Here is a 25,372-nt window from a genome sequence, read left to right as displayed (position 1 = left end):
TGAACAAGCATCTTTGGAACAACTTCTAATGAAGAAATATACCCAGAAAATTCTCTGATGCAACGTTGCGCAAAGCATAACTCTGATTTCTTTGTTTAGTGTAATTTTGAAGTAGGCCTATATTCATGCAAGTATTTTTATATTTCTGAGGTTCACAATGCCTATAGTAAAGTATTCTATATGCATATCTTAATGAGAAATTGTCCATTGATACACTTTGGTTATTTCGCACATAGATACCGACTCTAAAGTTATATTTATACCTTAAATGTATAATATATACTAGAAATGAAGGTCATGCTTTTGGGTAAGTAGACTAGGGAGTCACTTCCCTAGCCCCTCTCAGAACCGTACGTGCGGATTTCCCGCATACGGCTCCCCATATTATAATTCACAGAATATATGTAATATCTTCTTTCAATTCGAATATATTAACATATAGTTGGGCTTTAGGCACCTTAAAATATTTAAACATTTTATCGAAACCAGTCCAGTTATAACTTCTTTTCTGACTTCTTCTGTTTAACCATTTAAAAGTTAATCTTCTTACTAAATATCTGAATTTGTATAAATTCAGAATATTATCAGTAATTCCGTAGTACCTGAAATATCCTACCATTTTCTGTTTTAGTTTCTCCATCAAATCTGTAAGCGGTAATATTCTATTCTTCTTTAACCATTCACCTAATCTCTTAACACTTGCTCTAAATTTCTTCGAACTAGTCTTTCGTTTCACTCTAAATCTTCTATACCTACTGCAACTGCAATAGTGCGTAAAACCAAGAAAATCAAAGGTTTTCTCTTTGTATAATTCTGAATTTCAAGCTCTCTTAAATTTTCTATCGTAGTATGCATTCTTGCCAAAGTATAAAATTTTAGTTTTATCCTCAGCAATATGCAAATTGAATTTATTTAATCTATCCTTTAGTTCTTTGTAAAATTCATTCGCTTCGCTTTCGTATTGAAAGCAACACACAAAGTCATCTGCATATCTCACAATGTAGGCTTCACCTTTACATTTCTTTTTAATAAAGTTGTTAAACCAAATATCTAATACATAATGTAAATAAATATTAGCTAATGTTGGTGATATTATACCTCCTTGAGGTGTTCCTTCATAAACTTTATAAAATTGTCCATCTTCCATTATTCCAGTTTTCAAAAATCGTCCAATATATCTTAAAAGATTCTTGTCAGCAATTCTGTGTTCAAGAAATTTCATCATCCATTTATGGTCTACATTATCAAAGAATCCTTTTATGTCAGCATCAACTACATAATTCACAGTCTTTTCAGATAGATATACATTTAGAATTTTAAGAGCATCATGGCAACTTCTATTTTCTCTAAAACCAAAAGAATTATCCATAAAATCTTGCTCGTATATTGATTTCAGTATTTTGTTAATGGCTAATTGAACAATTTTATCTTCGTAAGCTGGTATACCTAGCGGTCTTTTCTTATCAGAACCCGGTTTTTCTATGTATACTCTCCTTACAGGTTGCGGTCTGTATTTAAAAGCTTTCATTCTAATTATTAGGTCATCAATGTTTACCTCTAAATTAGTTTCGTATTCTTCTTTTGTTACTTTATCCACCCCTGTTGCTTTGTTACCACTTAATTCATAATGGCACATCATTAACATTTCTTTGTTAACTAAATGCATTAATGATGTAAATTTGTCTTTAGGATTATTTCTAGCTACTTCTGCTATCCTCTCAAGTTTTGTATACATTTTATTTCTCCTCTGTGTAAGAATTTCTGTTTCTCTTTTCAAGATCTATAATATGTTACACCCTTCCCTCCATGGTCATTACTCACTTCATCGGTACTATGATGTAATCCGACTACTCATTATCATTTGGATATCTCTGATTACTAATCATTGTTTTCCATACTCTGCAATAGAGAATATTGAGTCCTCCCAAGTTGACGTACTATAACTGTGTATACCATACTGCACCTTACAACCCCGGGAAAGCATAGGTATTCTTGCAATAACGACTACCTATGTACTGACTTCTAAGACTCCAAAATTATCGTCCTTTCCGATTAATGTAATTTCGGGGCTACTAGTTTCAGCATTCGCTTGCGGTCTGGTACCTTGTTTGTCTACACTTAACTCATTACATCACCATAATAAGCCCAAGACTAACTAATGACTGGTTGCTAGCCTTTGTCATGCAGGATTCCCACCTGCTATATAGTAATAATAAAAGCTTCGCTTTCATTATCTTCTACGCCCTTGCTTGGCGTACTGGAAGTGTTACATTAGAGGATTTAGCTGTAGATATTTCTTCAGTAGGAGTTGTTCCATTTTTACTTGTCCAATGTATATTGGGAACATGTAGAAATGGGTACAACTCCTACTGTTAGAAATTCATAGCTAAATCCTCAGTAACCCGAACAAATGCATGACCTTCATTTTGGGTATCTATGTTACGCAATACCATTTTATTTTGACTTAATTAACAAATAAACACTGTTAATAAATGCAATTATTCCTGAGAAGAACATTACAATAAGCCATTCATTAAGGGATAATGCTACAGTATGGAATACATCTTGTAAAAATGGTACATATAATACTGAACATAATAATATTATTGATATTGTAACTGCTCCAACTAAATATGGATTTGTAAATAATTTTATTTGGAATATGGAATGTCTTTCTGATCTGCATTCAAATACATGTATAAGTTGTGACATAACTAATGTGCATAATGCTAAAGTTCTACATGTTTCCAGATTCATTTTATAATATCTACCTACCATGAATGATAACAAAGTACACAATCCTATTAAAGCACCTCTAATAACTATCTTTTCAACTAATCCCCTTGCAAATATACTCTCATTTTTTTCTCTTGGGAGTTGTCTCATTATATCTTGGTCTGGTGGATCAATACCAAGTGCTATGGCTGGGAGTCCATCAGTAGCTAAATTTACAAGTAAAATTTGTATTGGGCTTAATGGATTCGGTAAATAAAATAATGTTGCTAAAAACATAGTAAGAACTTCCCCAAGATTACAAGATAATAAATATCGTATGAATTTTCTTATATTATCATATATTATTCTTCCCTCTTCCACAGCTGCAACTATAGTTGAAAAATTATCATCCATAAGAATCATAGAGGATGCTTCTTTGGTTACATCTGTGCCTGAGATACCCATGGCAATACCTATATCTGATTCTTTAATAGCTGGTGCATCATTTACACCATCTCCTGTCATAGCAACAATATTCCCTTTTTTCTTAAAGGCTCTTATGATTCTTAATTTATGATTAGGTGAAACCCGTGCAAATACGCGTATTTTTTTTATTTTGCCTTCTAATTCTAAATCACTTATTGCTTCAATTTCCTCGCCTGTCATAACTTGATCAGAAGTATTGCATATGTTTAAAGATTTTGCTATTGCAAGGGCAGTATTCTGATGATCTCCTGTTATCATAATAGGCTTTATTCCTGCAAGTTTGCATTTTAAAACTGCATCTCTAGCCTCTTCTCTAGGAGGATCTATACTTCCTGCTATACCTAGAAAAATTAAATTTTGTTCTAGTTTCTCTCCTTTTATTAAATGTTCTTCTTTATATGCCCCTGCTATACATCTCAATGCTCTTGATGACATTGCTGTAATAAAATCAGTTACTTGCTTTTTCTTTTGATATGTGAACGGTTTAATTTTATTATTTTCCAATATAAAATCGCACCTTTCTATTATCCTTTCCGGCGCACCTTTTACATAACAAGTTTCCTGTTCTCCTTCTTTTACAATAACTGACATCATTTTTCTAATCGAATCAAAAGGTATATCAAATACTCTAGTGGTCTTTTTTATAAAACTTTCAAGATCTTTAACTTCATAAAAAAACATATTTATTAATGCTGTTTCTGTTGGATCTCCATGAAGTGCTTCACTCATTTTATTCTTAGTAAAATCATAATTACAATCATTACAATAAACAAGAGCCTTCATAAATTTTGTACAATCACTTATTTTTTCTTTCTCAAGTTCATGAAGTCCACCATTTATATAAACTTCTTTTACAGTCATTTTATTTTGAGTTAACGTACCAGTCTTATCAGAGCATATTACAGATGTACATCCTAGTGTCTCTACCGCTGGCAGTTTTCTTACAAGAGCATTTTTTTTAAGCATCCTCGATACTCCAAGAGCTAATGAGACTGTAACTATGGCAGCTAGGCCTTCTGGAATTGCAGCAACTGCAAGACTAACTCCAAGTAAAAACATCTCTGTCACGTCATTTCCTCTTATTATTCCCATTATAGTAACAATAGCACAAATTATAATACAAATAACAACTAAAACCTTTCCTAGTGAATCTAATCTTTTATTTAAAGGAGACCTTTCTTCCTCAATGTTTTGAATTAAATCTGCTATTTTCCCCATTTCAGTTTTCATGCCTATGCAATCAACTTTAAATAAGCCTTTTCCTTTTACTACAGTTGTCCCCATAAATCCTATATTGTTTCTCTTTGATGCTTTTTGTCCATTTTCTACTTTTAATTGTGTACCATTAATTTTATATTGTTTAACATCCTTATTTACACCAACTGATTCGCCAGTTAATAAGGATTCATCAACAACTATTGCTGAACTTTCAATAAAAAATCCATCAGCAGGTATCCTATCTCCAGCCTCTAAAATAACAACATCTCCAATTGTTAGATAAATTGAATTTATAATTTTTATGCTTGAATCCCTTAAAACCTTGCAAGTTGGCGCTGCTAGTTCCTTTAATGCTTCCAATGATTTCTCAGTCTTAAATTCTTGAACAAATCCTAGAATTGCATTAATAACAACTATTATAAGTATAGTAACAGCATCTGCCTTATCCCCAATAATTCCTGAAATTATCGTAGCTGCAATTAATACCCAAACAATAAAATCATTAAATTGAGATAAAAATATCTTAAGTGGCGATGCTTTCTTGTGGTGCTTCAATTCATTAAGTCCAAAGTTATTAATTCTCTTTTCCGCTTCCTTAGTGCTAAGACCAGATGTAAATTCTTTTTCCTGTATCACAACTTTTCCTCCTAATATAGACTATATACTATATATATTTTCCTTTTTAAAAGTTATGCCCCTTAAAAAAAGTGCGAAGCACAATTAAAATCTTCTCACCTTTTGAAAAAGTGCTTTAGCACAACCAAGATCTTCTCCCATTAAAAAAAAGTGCGTCAGCACAACCAAGTTCTTTTCACATTTTTGGAACTATATTTCTTTAATCTATGTTTTACTCTTTAAATATTGAGTATAATAGTATTATTACGTAGTTTATTCATATTTATTATTTCCTTAGGCATATTAAAATTATAAATGGAGGTACTTTCTAATGATTGAACCAATAAAAAAAAAGAAATTCAAATCATTTATATTTCACAATAGAAATTTCACACAAGAAAATTTACTTGAACAAATTCAAGATTTAAATACTGCAAAAAGTGATTTTACTTATGGAAATAGACTATTTTTTGAAATATATAATTCAAATAAAATTGAAGGAAATTCATTAAGTAGAATAGATACTAAATTATTATTAGAAGACAAAATAATGCCTGAAGAAGGTAAGTACTCTGATATTATTGAATCCTTAAACCTAAGAAGGGCTTTAAATAAATTTAGAAAACTAGATACTTTAGACTTAGACCTTATTTTAAACATTCATAGCGAAATTACAGAGGATTTATTAAGTGATGATGATTGTGGAAAATTAAGAAATAAAAAAGTCTATATAACAAATAGCATGCACACGCCTCCTGTTCCAGAAGAAGTATTAAATAAACTTTTGACAATAATAAATGAATATAATTCTTCTAATAGGACTCTTAGAGATATATTTATATTTAAGTTACGTTTTGTTGAAATTCATCCCTTTATTGATTGCAATGGACGAACTTCACGGCTGATTATTAACAGTCTACTTGAAAACAAAGAATTTCCTCGAATAGTATTTAGAGATTCAGATAAAAAGTTCTATTACACTGCTATAGAAGATGCTATAGTAAAATATAAAATAGACGATTGGGTAAGATACTGCTTACTTCAACTAAAATTTATTCTAGAAAATCTAAATGACCCCACTATATTAGAATAAAACTGATGAATAATTAAAGATCAATTGTTAATGATAAAATTACTTAGTGATTTATAGATTTATAGATTTATAGATTTATAGATTTATAGATTTATAGATTTATAGATAAAAAAAATCCCCATAGGGATTTTTTTTATTTTTCATCATTCATCATTAATTACTTCATAGAGTTAATCACGTTTGTAAGTGGTGGTATTACTTGTTTCTTTCTTGATAATACTCCGGGTAAAAATGCCATTGAATCTTTTAATTCAACATTAAAAGTCTTTTCAATATAGTCATGTCTTTCACCTGCAACTAACACTTGTGAACCTTCTGTTAATATGTCAGTTAAAAGTAGCATAACTACATCATAACCTTTGCTATCTGCTTCGCTCTTCATGAAACTTAACATTTCATCTTTTAATGGCATAAATCCATCAATATCCATAGTATTAACTTGAGCTACTCCAACCTTAGCTTCTCCCATTTTAAATGGCTTGAAGTCTTGGTTAAATATTTGAGATACACTTTTTCCTTTTAAAGAAGTCCCTGCTTTAAACATTGATTTTGCAAATTCTTCTAAGCTTGGAATTCCAGCTATTTCAGCTAACCTCTTGCATACAATCTTATCTTGTTCTGTACAAGTAGGACTTTTAAATAATAAAGTATCTGAAATAATCGCTCCACATAATAATCCAGCAGCTTCTTTAGATGGTGTCATATTAAGTTCAAAATAACACTTTCCAACTATAGTTGATGAACTTCCCAGTGGTTCATTTCTGAAATATATTGGATTACTTGTTTGAATATCTGCTACTCTATGATGATCTATAATTTCAAGAACTTCTGCTCCTTCTAAACCATCAACAGATTGACCTCTTTCATTGTGATCTACTTGAATAACCTTTTTCTTATGATCTGAAATAAGATGATATCTTGAAACAGTTCCAATAACTTTTCCATTTTCATCAGTTACAGGATAGCTATTATACCTAGTTTCAGCCATAACATCTTTAATATCTTCAACTAAATCATCCTTTGAAAATGATATTAGATTATCAGTAGCCATCACATAACTTACTGGTATACTTTGAGTTAATAATCTTGAAGCCACAAAGGAATGATAAGGTGTACTTATTACATTAACTCCATTTTCCTTAGCTTTATGAAGTAAGTTTTCTGAAAGTGTATGAGAACCAGTTATTATAATTAATGATGTTTTCATATCAATTAAAGCTTCTTGCGCATCAGGCCTGTCTCCTACAAGTGCAATGTCCCCTTCATTAATAAGTTCTTTTAAGCTGTCTGGTTTCATTGCAGTAACTGCAATTTTTCCTTTAAATACTTTACAATCTTCATTTATGTATATGCTTCTAGCTGAAAGTGTATCTAATATATTTTCTATTGATGTCTTACTTTTAGCCAATATGTTTTCATCCGATATATCCATATATGATGATGCCAAATTTGAAATTGAAAGAATTCCTACCAATCTATCTTTATCATCAACTACTGATAAAGATTTAATATGATTATCTCTCATTATATTCCATGCCATCTTTAAAGAAAGATCTGGTGATATTGATGCAATCGTATCAATGTCTAAATCTTCCACCTTAAGTTTAACTGTTTCTAATAACCTTGGTGCCTCAACTTTAAAGTAATCTAAAATAAATTGTGTTTCCGCATTTACATTCCCTAATCTTACAGGTATAGTTGGAAGATTACTAGTCTTATTTTTAAATTCAGAATAACCATATGCAGCACAAATAGAATCTGAATCAGGATTTTTATGTCCAGTTACATAAACTACATTTTCCAAAATAATTCCTCCTACGAATTTTCATTTTAGGCAATATGAAAAAATAACAAGTCAAATCTGCCTAATTTCCATACTTAATACATGTTTATTTTACTTATAAACTGAAATAAAGTAAAGATAATATTTATGTTATATATACTCGTTCTAACACTTTCATGTCTTCATTATACATTTTATCTTATCTATGAATAATAAAATTGTTGATTAAACTTTTAATATATATTCAAAACTAGAAATAATGTACTTGCTTTTGTGCAGTTTTCATTACCTCATGTTATTTATCATGCTCCAGAGGTCGTCTGCTGTTGTTATTGCTTTTGAACTAAGTTGAAAAGCTCTTTGAGTTAATATTAGATCAGAGAATACCTCACCAGTATCTACATTTGATGCTTCTAAAGCACCTTGTACTACATTATAATCATTACTTAATGTTACTTGTGCATCTGAACTTGGAGTAAAATAGCTATTTCCTATAGGTATAAATCCTTTATCGCCTATTGCTGTAAAAATTGGAATAGTTCCAACCTTAGCTGTCTCTTCTCCAACCTTCATTGTTATTCCACCATCTTGATCTATGGATATATTATCATTTTCTAAAGCAGGATTTCCTTCTGAAGCTCCATTTTCATATTCAACATATACTTTTGTTCCATTTGCATCTACTAAAGTTCCATTTGAATCAATCTTTAAATTACCATTTCTGGTGTATACTATATTCCCATCAGATTGCATAAGCGCAAAATATCCTTTTCCATCTATAGCCAAGTCTGTTTTTCCGCCTGTTGTCAAAAGATTTCCTTGCTTATTTGTTGCATAGTTTATACCAAGCTTAACTCCGGTACCACTTATAGCTTTTTTATTTACAAGTGGAGTTCCATTTCTGTCTAATGATTCTGTCAACAGATCTTTAAATCCTACATCTGTACTTTTATATCCTGTTGTTTCACTATTAACTAGGTCATTTGAAAGATAATCCAGTTTTTCTTGAAATGCGTTCATACCACTTTTTGCAGTAGCAAAAATATTAAACATAATTTATTTCCTCCTCATTATACACGACCTAATTCAGTTGCAGCTTTTTGCACAGTTTCATCTTGCATCTTAACAAACTTTTGATTTGTTTCAAATTGTCTTTTTACTTCCATAAGCTTTACTAATTCTGTCGAAGGATCAACATTTGATGTTTCAAGAAAATTTTGCCTTACATTAACTTTAGCATTGTAAATAGGATTATCCAATGTTATATAGTTATCTCCAAGAGGTTGTAAAGTCTTATAATTTTCAAAATCAGCTGTTACTAATTTATGTGTTGCACCGATGCCTTGGATATCAATATTATTTTCTCCATCTAAAGAAAACTTTGCATCTCCTATATATATTGGTTCTCTAGCACCAGTAGTATTATTTGTTCCTAACACTTCAGATCCATCATTTGTCATTAAATATCCTTGTTGATTAACCTTAAAATTTCCATCTCTTGTATACACTTCTTGATTTCCATTTTGAGCTACAAAAAAGCCTCTTCCATCAATAGCAAAATCTGTGCTACTATCTGTAGACTTAAAAGATCCTTGAGTGAAAACTGTATCTACATCATTAACTTTTACGCCTAAGTTTAAACTACCAATATCATTTTTTACATATTTATCTCCCAAAAGTTTTTGTCTATTAGATATCATAACATCTTCAAAACTTTGTTTTGTCAATTCACGTTTTTTATAACCATTATTATTTACATTGGCAATATTATTAGTAATTACTTCTTGCTCATTTTGTAATGTTATTAGTCCCGAAACAGAAGTATAAAATCCTCTTATCAATTTAATCCGCTCCTTTTAAAATTGACTTACGCTCACTCTCATATATCATTCCTAAATCTCTAGCTTTTTCTTCTATTTGACTGTCTGAAAGATTAATTGTATATTTATATCCAAACATACATATAACCCCTAAAACTAACCCTATCCCTACTCCAAATAAAATTTTTTTATCTATGAGAAATATAATACTTTCTTTTATTTTTTGAATAAACCCTTTACTAATAATACTTCCCCCTTACTCACAGATAATTCATGACATATTTGTTCTTCTGTTAATCCTTCTTTTAAAAGCTTTTTAATACTTTGAGTCTTATTACTGTCCACTTTTTCAGAAAAAATAACTTCTGTTGTTTTTTCTTCATTTATGTCTGAATCAACAACTAAATTTTCCCCTGTATTCCCAATAATCTGATCTATTTTATTTATCTTATTTGTTTTACTATAATCATTATTCATTTTAGTATCTATTTCATCTTCATTTATCGAATATTTATTTTCTAAATCTTGTTTATTATCGTATATTTCTTCATTATTCTTAAGCTTATTTAAATTATTTTTTATATCTATAATTTCTTCTTGCAATTCTGTTAAGCTTTCAGCTATATCTTTTCTTAAAATTCCAATTTCCATTTTATAATCATTCAATTCTTCTTTACTATCCTGTAATACACTTTGGAAAGATATATTTAAAATATTGTCTTCTTTTTTTACTTTACTTTCTCTTTTAATAGCTCGATAATTATAAATTATCAAAACCAATCCTACTATCAATAATATTAATGGCATAAAACACCTCGACTTCAATTGACAATTGACAATTAACAATTACTGTACATTAATTTATGTAATGCAATTTTTTCATACATTCTCTTAAATTACTAATGGATCTACTATGTAATTGACAAACTCTAGACTCAGATACACTTAATACTGTACCTATTTCCTTTAATGTGAAACCTTCGTAATAATAAAGATTTAATATTATTCTATCCTTTTCTTTAAGCAAACTTATTGCTTGTGTTAAAATCTCTAATTGTTCCTTATCTTGAAGATGAGTTTCAGGACTTGGACTAGTTTTATCTTCTATAATACCAATGAGATTTACATCTTCATCTTCTGAAAAAATAACATTTTCTAAAGATACCATTGAGATATAATTTATATAATTTTCAATTTCTGCTACTTCATTTAGCGAAATCTCCATATATTTTGCTATTTCAACATTTGTAGGCTCTTTTAATAACTGCATTTGTAAATTATCAATAGCTTTATTATATTTATTTAATTTATCCATAGCACCCTTAGATATTGGTCTATTTTTTCTTAACTCATCTATCATTGATCCCTTAATTCTTATAGATGCATAAGAAGAAAATTTCATTCCTTTTGTATCGTCAAACTTATTTATTGCATCCATAAGTCCAATCAAACCATAGCTTACCAAATCCTCATATTCCATATATTTGTTTTTTCCAAACATGACTCTAGAGGCAATATACTTTACTAATGGAATATATTCTTTTATTATTTTCTCTTTTCCATCTACATCATTTACTACATGCATATCATATTACCACCCATTCCTTCATCTATCTCATAGGTCATATTCCATAAATCCTTTGTTTATCTGATGTCTAGCCACTTTATAATTTAGCTCTTTGTTTTCTCGCTATTTGAAAAAGTTCTTGAATTATAAAATCACTTTGAACTGGTGTAATATCTAAAAATCTTAATCCACAAAGTTTTTCTTTATCTTCTGTATTTTCAATTCTAGCAATATCACACTTTAATTCCATTTCAGTTTCTTTTATTTTCGTCCTAATTAAAAGTATATCATCTCTTTTTATATCATCTTTTGTTTTAAGTTTTAATCCACCGCCACTTAAATCTACCATAAATGCTTCTTTATAAGGCAAACTATCAATATCTTCTTTATTAATGTTCGTAATTACTTTATATTTTATTGTATTTAATAACGCTACTCTGAAAAAGTTTCTTCGTTGTATTTTTTTTATATCAAAAGGTTTTGATATTGTATAATATATTATATTTCCTTCTTTTCCTCTAGAAATTATATTAGAATAAAATTTAAAACATCTACCTTCATCTAAATAAGAATTTATTTCAACCTTCTCATTTATATGCACCATTAGATATTCGCCATCTATAACTGGCAAATTTATTCTCAAAAAATCATCTTGCACATCTATAATTAAAGATTTATATGCTCTTTCATCTACCACAACTTCTATTCTATCATTAACTTTTAAGTTAAAACCATCCACAATAAAATCCCCCTATGAAAATCTATTAAATAATTTCTTAAATAATCCTTTTGCTCCATTTACTGCATTTATTTCTTGACCCATAAGTTTCATAGCGATATTTTCTATATCTTTAGATGCATCACAATTAGGATACAACACAACAAAAGGTTTTTGTTGTCTTACACTCTGTACTAATTTTTTATCGTCTAGTATACATCCCAAATATTCAATATTAATCTTTAGAAACTTACTAACTGCCCTATTGAATCTACTATAAGTTTCATCTCCTTCTTCTTTAGTAAACGCTTTATTTACAATTATTTTTGCATTAGTTTTAAGTTTGTAATGATCTATAGCCTTTATTAAACTATAGCCATCTGTAAGAGACGTCGGTTCTGGAGTAGTTATAACAATCAACTCTTCTGATGCGGCTATAAAAGATAAAACGTCTTTATTAACGCCTGCACCTGTATCCATTAATATGTAGTCATACTCATCTAATGTATCAAGTTTTTCCAAAAATATTTTTTTATCGTTTTCTTCTAAGTCTTGAGCCTTACTTAATGCAGATCCAGCTGGAATCAAGCTTACGCCATTGGTTCCTTCTATAATTATATCTTTTATGCCTAAATCAGTAAATACAATGTCGAATATATTATGTTTAGGATAAAGACCCATTAAGACATCATCATTTCCCATGCCCAAATCTGCATCAAAAATCAAAACTCTTTTACCTTTATTTTGAAGAACTATAGCTAAGTTAACAACAAAATTGCTTTTTCCAACTCCACCTTTTCCCGATGTTACTGTTATGATTTTAGTAGATGTCTTTTTATTATCCTGCTCTTCATTATTTATCAATTTTCGTAATGCTTCAGCCTGATCTAGCATAGTATTTCCTCCCCTAGGATGAAACTTGCAATTTCTTCTTTTGTAGGCACCTTTATATCATCCGGTACATTTTGCCCTATAGTTATAAAATTAACTGGCCTATTAGAAATCTTTGATATATTATATAAAGATCCATATACAGTAGTTTCATCGAGCTTTGTAATAATAATATTATCATATTCAAGTTCTGCATAACCTTTTAATATACTCTTTATATCACTATTTTTCGTAGTAGCACTTATTACCATGTTTACATGATTGGGATTCGCCTTTTGAACAAAAGCTCTAAGCTCTGAAATTTGCATTGCATTCTTACTACTTCTTCCTGTAGTATCTATAAGTACAATCTCACAGTCTTTCATCTTTTCAATAGCCTCTTCCATTTCTTTCATAGTAATAACAACTTCAAAAGGAATATTCATTATTTCAGCATAAGTTTTAAGTTGTTCTACAGCTCCAATTCTATATGTATCTACTGTTATTAATCCAACTTTCTTTTTCTCAACAAGAGCAAGTCTTCCTGCAAGTTTTGCTATGGTAGTAGTTTTTCCAACTCCAGTTGGGCCTACTAATACAACACGTCCACTTAAACCTTGTCTAGATACCAATATGTCTTTTTCAAAAACATCCCTTAAGGCTTCTGTTTCATCATTAATTTCATTGCAATTTTCCTTTACTACTTTCACAATTTCATCTTGAAATTCTTCGTCAATCTCTAAATTCTTTAATTTCTCTTTTAAATAATCAGTTGATTTTTCTTTGTATGGTGTACCATCTATTACTTTGTTAAATAAATTCTTTAATTCACTAACTTCTTTATGTATAGCTTCTATATTGGTATCTTCTATCTTTTTATGTTCTTCTTCTATATTAACTTTAGAAATCTCTTTTTCTATATTTGAATTATGTTCAAATATTTTACTATTTAATGATTCAGACTTTTCAATTTCTTTCAATTTTAATGGTTCTCTTGCAACTGACATCTCATCTTGCATCATTTTTTTAATACTTTGCAAAGAATTCTTGAATTCTTCATCTCTGTCAAAATAATTTTTATCTTGATTGAAATTATTTCTATCTTGATTAAAATTATTTTTTTCTTGATTAGATGAATTTTCAACTGCTGCTGTAACCTCAATTACTTTTTTTGAAAATAATCCTTTTATACCTGACTTTCTAACTTTTCTTTGGCTTATTATAATAGCATCTTTTCCTAGTTCATATCTAATGCGAGTCAAACCTTCGTTCATGTTTTTTACAAGATATTTTTTTATAATCATCTATATTCTTACGACTCCTTCACTATTAATTTGAACATCATTTGGTACTTCATTTAAAGAAATTACCATAATATGAGGAAATACCATTTCTATTAATTTTCTAAATACACATCTTATATTTGGAGAAACTAATATAATTGGTTGATTATTGTAAAAATAAACTGATTCTACAGTATTTTTTATACCTGTAAGTATTTTAGTAGTTGTATCTGGATCTACTGTTGGAAAAGAACCTTGAACAGATTTTTGGGTATTATTCGCTATTATGTCTTCTATATTAGGATCTAAAGTTACTAATGTGATTCTCTTATTTTCATCAACTACCTGATTACAAATAGTTCTAGCTAAGGAGAATCTAACATATTCAGTTAAAACCTCTAAATCTCTAGTATTTCTAGAATTATCAGCTAAAGATTCCATTATAGTAACAATATCTTTAATTGGAACCTTTTCTTTAAGTAAATTTTGTAATACCTTTTGAAGTTCACCAATGGATAACAAATCCGGTATAAGCTCTTCAACAACTGCACTATATTTTTCTTTTGCATTTTCAACAATAAGCTTAACTTCTTGTCTTCCAAGCAATTCATAAGAATGACTTTTTATAGTTTCAGTTAAATGAGTTACCATAACAGTTGTTGGATCAACTACTGTTAAACCTTTAATTTCCGCTTCTTCTCTTTGGTCCTTATTTATCCAAACTGCTGGAAGCCCAAATGTTGGTTCAATTGTCTTTATACCTGGTATATCTGAATTTTCTCCAGTTGGATCCATGCAAAGTAGCATACTTGGCATTAACTCTGAAGAAACAACCATTGTACCTCTTATTTTTATTATATATTCATTAGTCTTAAGTTGAAGGTTATCTCTAATTCTTATAGGCTGAACAACAATTCCCATTTCTATAGCACACTGCCTTCGAACTGATGCAATTCTTTGGAGTAAATCTCCTCCTGATGCTTCATCTGCAAGTGGTATAAGACCATATCCTATTTCAACTTCCATTGATTCTACAGAAATTAAATTCATAACATTTTCTGGTTCTTTACGTTCAGATTGAATAATTTCCTCTTCTTCCGATACAATTTCCCTCGCTTCTTTAACTGCTGCCTCTTTATAAAGTAAATAAGTTAATCCCCCAGTAGCTAGAGAAGCTGTAAAAAATGGTAATTTAGGCATACCCGGTACAAGTCCTAAAAATAACATTAAAAAACTTGAAATTCCTGTAGCAACAGGAAAAGCTGTTAATTGTTTAGATAATGTATCTCCAAAATTATCTGCACTTCCTGAACGTGTAACTAAAATACCTGATGCTGTTGATATAAGTAATGCTGGAACTTGGCTTACAAGACCATCACCAACAGTTAATATAACATAAGTTTGAGCTGCAGTAGCTGCAGTCATATCTTTTTGAAGTACACCTATTATAATACCAGCTATTACATTTATAACTGTAATAATAATACCTGCTATAGCATCACCCTTAACAAATTTAGATGCACCATCCATAGATCCATAAAAATCCGCTTCTGATTGAAGGTCTTGTCTTCTTTTTTTAGCTTGAGCTTCATCAATCATTCCTGAATTTAAATCTGCATCAATACTCATTTGTTTACCTGGCATAGCATCAAGTGTAAATCTAGCTGATACTTCTGCAACTCTTCCAGCACCATTTGTAATAACCATAAATTGTATTACTACTATAATTAAAAATATAACTATACCAACTACATAATTTCCACGTATAACGAAATTACCAAAGGCTGTAATAATGGTTCCTGCATCTGCCTCAGTAAGTATTAATCTTGTAGAGGATATATTAAGTGCTAGTCTAAATAATGTTGTAACCAGCAACAATGTAGGGAAGACCGAAAGTTGTAATACACTGGTTGTAAACATTGTAATCAAAATTATAACTATAGAAAGTGTTATATTTAAGGCTAACAGTAAATCTATTAGTTCTTTAGGTAAAGGTATTATAATCATAAGTACTATTACTATAACGCCCAATGCCACTATTACGTCTAAATTGTCTTTTACATTTAGCCTTTTATTACCAAATTCCAAAAATTCAACCTCCTATTCTCCACTATTACTCTTAATTCTCAATTACTTACTTTTTGTAATGTAAATCTTATCTTTTTGCTAATAGATGAAGTGTCTTTCATAATTCCATAAATAAAATTATTATCCTTATTATCTATATAATATCATCTTTTGAGTCTTATGAGAACTTTTATTGAATTCACATTGCAGTTTTCAAATTAAGCATTTAAATTAAGTTTCTTATTTCTTTTTTAGTTTCATTACTACTGCTAAAATTTCTGCAACCCCTTGATATAAATCTTGTGGTATATCATCATCTATTTCCACCCTATCATACATCATTCTTGCAAGTGGTTTATTTTCTATAACTGGAATTTCATGTTCCTTTGCTATACTCTTTATTTTAATTGCAATATAATCTGCTCCTTTAGCTAAAACTTTTGGAGCCTCCATGTTTCCGCCTTCTTCATATTTTATAGCAATCGCCAAGTGAGTAGGGTTAGTTATTACAACTGTAGCATCTGCAACAGATGACATCATTCTCTTCATACCCATTTCTCTTTGTCTTTGCTTAATTTTCCCTTTTAATTGTGGATCTCCCTCTGATTGTTTGTATTCATCCTTAATTTCTTGTTTGGTCATCTTCATCTCTTTATTATGCATTCTAATTTGAAGAAAATAATCAGTAGCTGCAATAATAACAAGAACTAAGCTTATTTGCTTAAAAATACCAACAACTAAATTTTTAACCTCATCTCCCAGTGTAGGTAAATACAAATTTGAAATCCCCAATATACTTTGATAATTTGCTAATATATACTTATAAGCCAAAATTGATACTATAGTTATTACTATCATATTTTTTCCCAAATCTACCAAACTTCTTTTGGATATCATATTTTTCATTCCTGATATTGGATTTAATTTCCCAAAAGAAGGCTTCAAAGGTTCTCCTGTAAATAAGAAACCCGTTTGAAGTAAACTCGCAATAATTCCACCAATCATTATAGGTAATGCAAAAGGTAAAAGCAAAGCTGCTATTTTTAATGTTACAGTAATCACTATATTAGAAAGTGTTCCTTTATCGAAATTTTCTAGCATAGGAATCTTAAAAAAATAGATAATTACATCTTTAAATCCAGATGTCAGCATTCCCCATAAAGAAGAAATAAGCATTGTACAAACAAGCATTGTAATTGCTACTGATACATCTTTACTTCTAGCTAATTGACCTTTATTTCTAGAATCTGATTTTTTCTTTGGAGTTGCTTCTTCTGTTTTATCATCACTTGCAAAAACTAATGCTAATGGAACTAATGGTACTAAATTAACTATTTCCCGGAAAATATTCGGTAAGTTATATATAGCTGTACCTACTAATTTAAGTAGTAATGGTAATAATATAATAAATGTTATAAGACCTAACATATTTTTTATAGGCATACCAAAAATCATAATTGGAATTGAAGGTACTGTTCTCGAAATTAGTCCCAAGCACACATCTGTTATAACAATTATTAATACCAAAGGTATTGCCATTTTCACACCTAGTGTAAAATAACTAAAAATAGTTTGCATAACTCCCATTAAAGTTTCTTGATAAACTATGGTTTTCCCAATTGGTACTATCTTTGTACTTTCAAATAACATAGTTATAAGTACATGATGACCATCAACTATAAAAAAGAATGCTAGTGAAATAAAATAAGAAAAATTTCCAAGTAAAGTTGATGTAGTATGACTTGTTGGATCTAATACAGACACCATTGAAAAGCCTGCGTGAATATCCATCCATGCTCCTGCTAGTTTAACTGCTTGAAAAACTAAATTAGTTATGTAACCTAGTATTAACCCAGTCATTATTTCACTTATTGCATAAAACACCAAAATATAGCCATTATTTATAACGTTCATTGTAGAATAATCTATTCCCGATATAATACCAAATGAAAGTATAAGTGAAAATACACCTTTCATAATTTGAGGTGTTCCAGATGGAAAAAATATTTCAACAGCTATAAAATATGAAGTTATTCTTAAAAAAACCAAAAACAATGCAAGGAAGTAGGCTACATCTATCACAGTGGCTTACCTCCTTTTATGTGGTAATCTTTGAAATTAAATCAAAGATTCTTGTAGTAAAAGACATAATTGTTTGAAGCATCCAACTACCTAAAAGTATTCCAACAACAGCTGTTGCTATTAATTTAGGCACAAAAGTTAATGTTTGTTCTTGTATTTGAGTCGTTGCTTGTAAAATACTGATAATTAATCCTAATACAAGCACTATAATTAATATAGGTGCTGATACTTTTGCTGCTGTTATTATTGTATCTTTAACTATAGCATTAAGCATTGTTTGTGTCATAACATTTCACCTCACATAAAACTCTGCACTAAAGATTTTGTCAACAAATACCATCCATCAACCATTACAAATACTATTAATTTAAATGGAAGAGATACCATTGTAGGTGGCAACATAAACATACCCATTGCCATTAAAACACTGGATATTACCATATCTATTACAAGAAAAGGCAAATATATTAAAAATCCAATTTGAAATGCTGTTTTCAATTCACTTATTGCAAAAGCAGGAATTAATGTAACAAATGAAACATTTTCTTTTGTTAAGTTTTCTTTATCAACTCCACCAATTTCAACAAATAATTCTAAATCCTTTTCTCTTGTTTGTTTTAGCATAAATGCTTTTAGTGGCTTTGAAGATTCTTCCACTGCTTGTTCTTGAGTTATTTTATTTTCCAAATATGGCTGAATTCCATTAGTATTTATTTCATTATAAACAGGTGCCATTATAAATAGTGTTAGGAATATAGCTAGTCCTGTTAAAATTTGATTTGGAACAGCCTGTTGTACTCCCATTGCACTCTTAAGAAATGAGAAAACTACCACTATTCTAGTGAAAGATGTCATCATTATTACTATAGATGGTAATAATGATATAATCGTAAAAAATATTAATATTTTAATGCTTGATACATAATCTTGTGGTGTACCACTTTTATCTCCAAGTGATATATTAAGTTGTGGTAAATCTGTACTACTCGGAGCAGCATATGCATTTATAGTGCAAAACATAATGATTCCGAGAGCCATCAAAAGCGTAAATACTATTCTGTTTTTATTATTTTTCATGTTTCTCTTCCTTTGATTTTATATTCTTTACTATCTTAGAAAAATTTTTTCTTAATTTCAAAATCAATTCATTGTAGTTTTCAGATATCTCCGCTGCTGCTTTTTTCTTATCTTCTTCAATAATATTAATTTCTTCTTCTGATAGTTCTGATAATTTCTCCATATGTCCTGCAGTACTAGTCATTACATATCCTTTTTTCCCAATTTTAACTATTAATATAAAATTTTCTTTTGTCACCTGTACTCTATCAATAACTTTAACATATTTGTTATTATTAATTGCACTCAGTTTTGTCCCCATTAATTTAAAACTTAAAAACATTAATCCGAGTGTTACTCCCAGTGCTAAAATAAGTTTTACGAGCATTGCTAATAATTCAAAATTCATTTTTCCACCTACTGAATTATCATACTTTTAAATCTTATATCTGTAATCTTACCTTTGGTCAAGTCTTTATTAATAGCTTCAATAAGTTGTTTTTTCATCTCATCTGTATTTTTCACATCATTTATATAATTAGCTTTTTTACTTTTAAAATAAAATATAATACTATCTCTTACAACTACTTGATTTCCTGTCAATTCTTCAACTAACTTTGTTTTTGTCTTATCATAACCTAAAGATAATTCCCCTTTAAAATACCTTTTTCCACCTTCATCAGCTAAATTAACTGTAAATTCTGCTAAATCCATATATGTATTTTCTATAACAACTTCTTGGGCATCTATTGTTTTACTAGTTTTCATATATAAATATACTCCCCCAAAAGTCGCTGCACCTAAAACTATTAATCCCAAAATAAATAAGATTATCATAACCCCTTTACTATTCTTGCCAGTGTTTTCACCCTTTTCCTTTGTTTTTCCTTTTCCAAAAGCCATTAGTATCACTCCTTACTATTTCCAACAATTAAAATGCTAATTTTTTATATTTTGTATGTAAATATCTTATTCTTGTACTTTATAACCGCAGCTTTTACTTCCTCAACACTTTCTAGAATTATATATTTCCTTCCATTTGTTAATGTTATTATTGTTTCAGGAACCTCTTCTATTTTTTCAATATGATCAGCATTAAGTATAAATTTTTCATGGTTCATTCCTGTTACGTCTATCATAAATTCTCACCCCTTATTTTTTCGAATATGCATTAATCAATGTACAATTCACAATACACACGTACCAATGCACAATTGGCAATGAACATTTAACAATTATAGTAAAATTTCCTTCGGAAATTGAATCATTCATTGTCAATTATCTTATGTGTATTCTGCATTATACATTGCAATATATAAATATTTGCAAGTTGAGCATTATTAGCTCAACTTGCGAATTGTTATAGTATATTATTACCTAGCTTATAAACTATCTCATTAATCCAGTAATAGTTTGAAGAATTTCATCTCCTGTTGTTATCATCTTTCCCGCTGCTTGGAAACTTCTAGTTGCTGTAATCATATCTGTAAATTGTTCTGTTAAATCAACGTTTGATGCTTCAAGAGCTCCTTGAACAAGATCTCCAAAACCACCACTATTATCTTTATCGGCTGCTTCTCCAATACCTGTTTTATACAAAGCTGCGCCAGAGTTTGATGATACTTGTAGCATATTTCCTCCGATACTTGTTAATCCTTCGGTATTTTTAAAGCTTGCCATGCCCATTTGCCCTATAGCTGTTCTTGCACCACTTCCAAGTACAGCTGTAATAAGCCCATCTTTACCTATTTCAAATTTCTTAATCGGATCTTGTACACTACCATTAGTTACTGAATCTGGTATTACTAATGGCACTAAATTTCCAGTCACTGCAGTTGGCTTTGTAGCAGCGTCTGCATCTACAAAGTTAACCGTTGTTGGTCCACCAGTAGTACTAGCAACAAGGCTACTTGTACCACCGCTAGTAGCAGACATAGCATATCCCATAACTCTATATCCATCTGCTGTTAATAAATTTCCATCTTTATCTAAAGTCAAATTTCCATCTCTTGTATAAAGAGTTTCATCCATAGCATTTTTAGCTGCTGTTGTTGTTGTAGATATATCACCATCTATAGGTCCTTTAGCAACTACTAAATATCCATCACCATCAACACATACATCAAGTGATCTTCCTGTTGATAAAGCATTTCCTTGTCCCATTACTTTATTTATACTTGATAATTTTGCTCCAAGTCCTACTTGTTTAGCATTTGTTCCACCTTTGGTTGATGTAGGTGCTGCTGCTTCTCCAGAGTTTTGATATAACATATCACTAAATTCTGCTCTTGAAGACTTAAATGAAGTAGTACCTACATTTGCTATATTATTACCAATAACGTCTAATTTAGTTTGATTAACCTTCATTCCGCTTATTCCAGAATACATACATCTTAACATAACGTTCCTCCAAATCATATTTTTTTGTTTTAACTTGCTTCTGTCGTTCCACAAGTTCAACCACCCCGTATGTCAATTAACAATTATCATTTAACAATTAACAATTAATGTTGAAATGCTTACAGCATTTCTCAAATATATTTTTTCAAAGCACGCAGTGCTTTGTTCCATAATTGTTAACTGTTCATTTTTAATTGTTAATTGGTCCAAGTCCAGGCTATAAAATCACTACACTATCTATATTTGTAAATATGTTGTTTTTTGCTCTTTCTTTATCAACAGCTGTTATAATTGTTTTATTTTCAACACTTGCAATTATTGCTGTGTCTTTATATAACATAACTGTATTCTTTGAATTTTTATCTTTTGCTATCTTAAATCCTTTTTCTATTTGTTTCATGTCTTCTTCTGTAAAATTAATTTCATTAAGTCTTAGAGCTGCGTGTTTCGATACAGTAAAACCTTCATCTTTACTTTTAACACTATCTAATACATCTTTGAAGCTTTTATTCTCCTTTGCATTAGTTGTATTATTTAGTTTAGGTTGTGTATTATTAATTTGTTCAAAATTTCCTACTAAATATGTTTGTCCATTAATAATTCTATAACTCATCTATTCTCACACTGTTGTTGTCGTTGCTGTATCTGTTGTTGTATTTAGCTTTACATTCATTTCATCATCTGTTAAATCTCCAGCTCTTACTATATTTCCATAGTCATATGTCTTAGTCTCACCTGTTGGTTTTCCATTTGAATCTAAAACATTAACTTTTATTTTTACCGTTGCATTACTAACAGTATCCATATAAGCACCACTTACGGTTCCCTTTACTAGAGTAGTATTACCGTCCGTACCAACTTCTGCTAGAACTACACTTTTTTTGTCAGCTGCCAAAGCTGAAGCCGCTAAGAAATCTGAGTTAAGTGCTGCTCTACTATTTACAATTGTATTAGTGTCTGTTGTTTTTACAACTCCTATTACATTTTCAACAGAAACTTCTTCTTCTTTTCCACCAATCAACATCTCCAAATAAGTTCCTCCAGATCTTTTTATTACTCCAGTTACAGAACCTTGAACATATGCACCAGCATCATCTTTTTCATTTGTTATTACTGTTTTACCAACCATTTGTTGATATGCAGAATCTGACATAGTAGTATTTAAATTTGTCATTTGTTCCATTGACGCAAATTGAGCCATTTGACTAACATAAGCACTTGAATCTTGATCTTGTGTTGGATCTAAATTGCTTAATTGTGCTGCCAAAATTTTCAAAAATGAATTTTTATCCATATTACCGCCAGTTGATGTTACAATTTTAGTTCCCTTAGTAGTGGTTCCTGACGTAGCAACATTAACAGTAGTATTATTTAAGGAATTTGCTGAACTACTCATATTTTTACCTCCTATGCAAAAAATTCTACATTATTATTAGTAGATGTAATATTTTCTATTAAATCTTCTTCAGTAATTGTTGTATTATTTCTAGTATTACCATTGCTGTTATTGTTTCTTCCTTTTTCTTCTGGAAGTTGTCTTCCAAAACCTTGTTCTGTAAAGAATGTTGTATCATCCTGGTAAAGTTCAATATTAACATCTGATATTTTAATATTTTGTTCTCCTAATTGCTTTTTAATATCCGTTAAATTTTGTGAAAGTAAAGCTGTTGTTTCCTTTGAATTAGCTTTTAAGTTAGCTTTCATTACACCGTCTTCTTGAATTAATTTTATAGTTATTTCTCCTAGATTACCTGGATTGATTTTAACTGTTAATTCTTTAAGTGAATTATTACTCATAAATTTAACATCTCTTATTAGATCATCTGCAAAAGTAGCTTTATTAATTGTTAATCCTCTAGCAGCATCAACGCCTTGATTTTGAACAGTTTGAGTCCTTGATGCAAATAAATTTATTTTATTTAAAGAGCTATCCTTATCATCATTAATTAATGAATTTAAAAACTTATCTTCTTTTGTAGCTTTAGTAGTATCATTCTTATTACTTTCATTTTCAGTTGAACTTTCTTTATTATCTTGTGAATATTTTTTATTCAACATATCTTCAAGTGATAAAACTTTTCCACTTTCGCTTTGTTTATTGTCTAGCACATTAGATATTTCTGACATTAAGTTTTTTATACCGGTTTTTACATCTTTTGTAGCCTCAGTATTATCATCTGCAAGATTAGCACTTAAATTACTTAAAATTTTCTGCATTGATTTTAGTGCATCAGTATCTAAGTTACCTTTCACTGAATCATTTTTTAAAAGTTCCATCAACTTATCCATAATGCTACTTGAATTACTTTTAGAAGCTGCATCTCCATTAATTCCTTCAATCATAGTTTTTAAAACATCAGAATTAATTTCTCCATTTGACTTTAAATCTTCTTCCTTAATGCCTAACTTAGCAAGTAAACTTAGCAATTGATTTAATATGTCATTCACTTTATCCTTAGAATCAGATTTACTATCCTCCTCTAGTTCTTCAAGCTTTTCTTTTAATTCATCAATTTTAGTAGTATCTTTAGTGTCAGTTGAAATTTCATTTTTAGCAACCTCATCTTTAGAATTTGCTTTTGAACTTAATACATCTTTAAAATCTTCGTTTTTAGAAGTTTTAGATTTAGAAGCAGTTTTATTATTATCTACTTTATATAATTCTGAAGTAGATTTACTAGATAAATTTGTATTAGAAGTTTTTGATAAAATATCAATACTATTTGTTTTAGAATTAATTGATGTCTTTGTAGTTGTAACCATTATTCTCACCTCCCTTCATTAGCAATTAACAGTTAACTGTTAACAGTCGTTGATGAAATCCTTTCAGGATTTCTTAAATATATTCTTTTTTTAAATTCCATAGAAATTTGTTCCTTAATTGCTAAATGTTAATTGTTCATTGCTAATTGTTTTTATTTCTCACAAATGCATAAAGAGCTAATTCATCAAGATTTATTTGTTCTACCCTATCTTGTTCCTTTACATATGCTTCATATTTTTTATCCTTTAGTGTCTGAACAGTTTTTCTTTCCATTTGTTTTTCTGTTAAATCTCTTCTTCTTTTATTAATTTCTTGATTTTTTATAACCAAATCTTTTTCACTAGAGTCTATTCCACTTTGCACTCCTTGAATATAATATCTTTTTAGTTTTTGATATATTATATCTTCATTAGGAGATATTCCTTTATATTTATTATAATTTTCATTAAGTTCTTCTAATTTTTCTTCTATTTTCTTTTTTTCTCTCTGACTTTCAGTAAATAACCTTTTACTTTCCTCTTCTTTTTCTTTTCTAATTTCAAGAAGTTTATCTAAACCAAACTTAAATCTTTCAGCCAAAGTGAAACCACTCCTTCAGTTAACAGTTAATAATTAACAGTTATTGATGAAATCCCGTTGGGATTTCTTTATCTATTCTTAAAAAGTTCTTGGTTGCGCTTCGCGCTTTTTTATCTGTGTATATTTTTGCAAATTCTAAAGGAATTTGTTCCTTCCCTGTTAAAGGAAACTCGACTCACATTCGTTCGCTGAGTACTCACAGAGTAAGCGACCATCATCAAATCATAGATTTGAGATGTCTGCTTAACTGATTCAC

General features: G+C 29.6%; 24 protein-coding genes. 1 reads left to right on the top strand and 23 read right to left on the bottom strand.

From position 1 onward, the window contains the following. Positions 1 to 391: 391 nt before the first annotated feature. The 3 genes from DIC82_08010 to DIC82_08000 form a co-directional block, all read right to left on the bottom strand. Positions 392 to 736: a maturase gene (locus DIC82_08010; protein ID AWK50968.1), complete on the bottom strand. Its 345-nt coding sequence runs from the start codon at positions 734 to 736 to the stop codon at positions 392 to 394. A gap of 84 nt (positions 737 to 820) precedes the next feature. After that, positions 821 to 1,735: a group II intron reverse transcriptase/maturase gene (ltrA, locus tag DIC82_08005; GenBank protein ID AWK50967.1), complete on the bottom strand. Its 915-nt coding sequence runs from the start codon at positions 1,733 to 1,735 to the stop codon at positions 821 to 823. Positions 1,736 to 2,454: 719 nt separating this feature from the next. Beyond that, positions 2,455 to 5,055: a calcium-translocating P-type ATPase, PMCA-type gene (locus tag DIC82_08000; GenBank protein ID AWK50966.1), complete on the bottom strand. Its 2,601-nt coding sequence runs from the start codon at positions 5,053 to 5,055 to the stop codon at positions 2,455 to 2,457. 310 nt (positions 5,056 to 5,365) lie between these two features. Between DIC82_08000 and DIC82_07995 the strand changes: the two genes are divergently transcribed. Next, on the top strand, positions 5,366 to 6,127 hold the full coding sequence (locus DIC82_07995) for a hypothetical protein (protein AWK50965.1): 762 nt from the start codon (positions 5,366 to 5,368) through the stop codon (positions 6,125 to 6,127). Between the two features lie 157 nt (positions 6,128 to 6,284). Here the strand turns inward: DIC82_07995 and DIC82_07990 are convergent, their stop codons facing one another. The 20 genes from DIC82_07990 to fliJ all read right to left on the bottom strand — a co-directional run bounded on the left by DIC82_07990 (position 6,285) and on the right by fliJ (position 25,116). Next, positions 6,285 to 7,931 (bottom strand): inorganic diphosphatase, encoded by a 1,647-nt coding sequence (locus tag DIC82_07990; GenBank protein ID AWK50964.1) that lies wholly within the window; start codon positions 7,929 to 7,931, stop codon positions 6,285 to 6,287. 264 nt (positions 7,932 to 8,195) lie between these two features. Continuing rightward, a complete protein-coding gene (gene flgG, locus DIC82_07985; protein AWK50963.1) occupies positions 8,196 to 8,963 on the bottom strand; it encodes a flagellar basal body rod protein FlgG in 768 nt (255 codons plus the stop codon). Positions 8,964 to 8,980: 17 nt separating this feature from the next. Further along, the gene (gene flgG / locus DIC82_07980) at positions 8,981 to 9,751 is read right to left on the bottom strand and encodes a flagellar basal body rod protein FlgG (protein ID AWK50962.1); all 771 of its coding nucleotides are present in this window, start codon (positions 9,749 to 9,751) and stop codon (positions 8,981 to 8,983) included. A gap of 195 nt (positions 9,752 to 9,946) precedes the next feature. After that, complete coding sequence (locus DIC82_07975) at positions 9,947 to 10,537, bottom strand: hypothetical protein (protein ID AWK50961.1); 591 nt, start codon at positions 10,535 to 10,537, stop codon at positions 9,947 to 9,949. Between the two features lie 49 nt (positions 10,538 to 10,586). Then, entirely contained in the window at positions 10,587 to 11,315 is a 729-nt protein-coding gene (locus DIC82_07970) for a FliA/WhiG family RNA polymerase sigma factor (protein AWK50960.1), read from the bottom strand. A 79-nt stretch (positions 11,316 to 11,394) separates the two neighbouring features. Further along, positions 11,395 to 12,039 (bottom strand): pilus assembly protein PilZ, encoded by a 645-nt coding sequence (locus DIC82_07965; GenBank protein ID AWK50959.1) that lies wholly within the window; start codon positions 12,037 to 12,039, stop codon positions 11,395 to 11,397. A gap of 9 nt (positions 12,040 to 12,048) precedes the next feature. Continuing rightward, the gene (locus DIC82_07960) at positions 12,049 to 12,909 is read right to left on the bottom strand and encodes a MinD/ParA family protein (protein AWK50958.1); all 861 of its coding nucleotides are present in this window, start codon (positions 12,907 to 12,909) and stop codon (positions 12,049 to 12,051) included. Next, positions 12,903 to 14,189 carry a flagellar biosynthesis protein FlhF gene (locus DIC82_07955; GenBank protein ID AWK50957.1) on the bottom strand — a complete coding sequence of 429 codons (1,287 nt, stop codon included), beginning with the start codon at positions 14,187 to 14,189 and terminating at the stop codon, positions 12,903 to 12,905. Before DIC82_07955 ends, DIC82_07960 begins: the two co-directional genes overlap by 7 nt. After that, positions 14,190 to 16,256, bottom strand: a complete 2,067-nt coding sequence (gene flhA / locus DIC82_07950; GenBank protein ID AWK50956.1) for a flagellar biosynthesis protein FlhA — start codon at positions 16,254 to 16,256, stop codon at positions 14,190 to 14,192. A gap of 219 nt (positions 16,257 to 16,475) precedes the next feature. After that, a complete protein-coding gene (flhB, locus tag DIC82_07945; protein AWK50955.1) occupies positions 16,476 to 18,317 on the bottom strand; it encodes a flagellar biosynthesis protein FlhB in 1,842 nt (613 codons plus the stop codon). 16 nt (positions 18,318 to 18,333) lie between these two features. Then, positions 18,334 to 18,603 carry a flagellar biosynthetic protein FliQ gene (fliQ, locus tag DIC82_07940; protein AWK50954.1) on the bottom strand — a complete coding sequence of 90 codons (270 nt, stop codon included), beginning with the start codon at positions 18,601 to 18,603 and terminating at the stop codon, positions 18,334 to 18,336. An 11-nt stretch (positions 18,604 to 18,614) separates the two neighbouring features. Further along, positions 18,615 to 19,394 carry a flagellar biosynthetic protein FliP gene (fliP, locus tag DIC82_07935; protein ID AWK50953.1) on the bottom strand — a complete coding sequence of 260 codons (780 nt, stop codon included), beginning with the start codon at positions 19,392 to 19,394 and terminating at the stop codon, positions 18,615 to 18,617. Then, the gene (locus tag DIC82_07930) at positions 19,384 to 19,782 is read right to left on the bottom strand and encodes a flagellar formation protein (GenBank protein ID AWK50952.1); all 399 of its coding nucleotides are present in this window, start codon (positions 19,780 to 19,782) and stop codon (positions 19,384 to 19,386) included. The genes fliP and DIC82_07930 overlap by 11 nt, the downstream gene beginning before the upstream one ends. A gap of 8 nt (positions 19,783 to 19,790) precedes the next feature. After that, entirely contained in the window at positions 19,791 to 20,276 is a 486-nt protein-coding gene (locus DIC82_07925; protein ID AWK50951.1) for a flagellar basal body protein FliL, read from the bottom strand. Between the two features lie 44 nt (positions 20,277 to 20,320). Next, positions 20,321 to 20,512 carry an endoflagellar protein gene (locus DIC82_07920; GenBank protein AWK50950.1) on the bottom strand — a complete coding sequence of 64 codons (192 nt, stop codon included), beginning with the start codon at positions 20,510 to 20,512 and terminating at the stop codon, positions 20,321 to 20,323. Between the two features lie 250 nt (positions 20,513 to 20,762). Beyond that, entirely contained in the window at positions 20,763 to 21,773 is a 1,011-nt protein-coding gene (locus tag DIC82_07915) for a flagellar biosynthesis protein FlgE (protein ID AWK50949.1), read from the bottom strand. A gap of 217 nt (positions 21,774 to 21,990) precedes the next feature. Further along, positions 21,991 to 22,386, bottom strand: coding sequence for a flagellar biosynthesis protein (locus tag DIC82_07910; protein ID AWK50948.1), 396 nt, complete (start codon positions 22,384 to 22,386; stop codon positions 21,991 to 21,993). A gap of 6 nt (positions 22,387 to 22,392) precedes the next feature. Then, on the bottom strand, positions 22,393 to 23,169 hold the full coding sequence (locus DIC82_07905) for a flagellar hook capping protein (protein ID AWK50947.1): 777 nt from the start codon (positions 23,167 to 23,169) through the stop codon (positions 22,393 to 22,395). A gap of 11 nt (positions 23,170 to 23,180) precedes the next feature. Next, positions 23,181 to 24,536 (bottom strand): flagellar hook-length control protein FliK, encoded by a 1,356-nt coding sequence (locus DIC82_07900; protein AWK50946.1) that lies wholly within the window; start codon positions 24,534 to 24,536, stop codon positions 23,181 to 23,183. Positions 24,537 to 24,678: 142 nt separating this feature from the next. Then, entirely contained in the window at positions 24,679 to 25,116 is a 438-nt protein-coding gene (gene fliJ / locus DIC82_07895) for a flagellar export protein FliJ (GenBank protein AWK50945.1), read from the bottom strand. Positions 25,117 to 25,372 lie beyond the last annotated feature (256 nt).

Source organism: Clostridium beijerinckii (genome assembly GCA_003129525.1).
Lineage (GTDB): Bacteria > Bacillota > Clostridia > Clostridiales > Clostridiaceae > Clostridium > Clostridium beijerinckii_D.
This window is presented reverse-complemented; position numbering and strand designations above follow the sequence as displayed.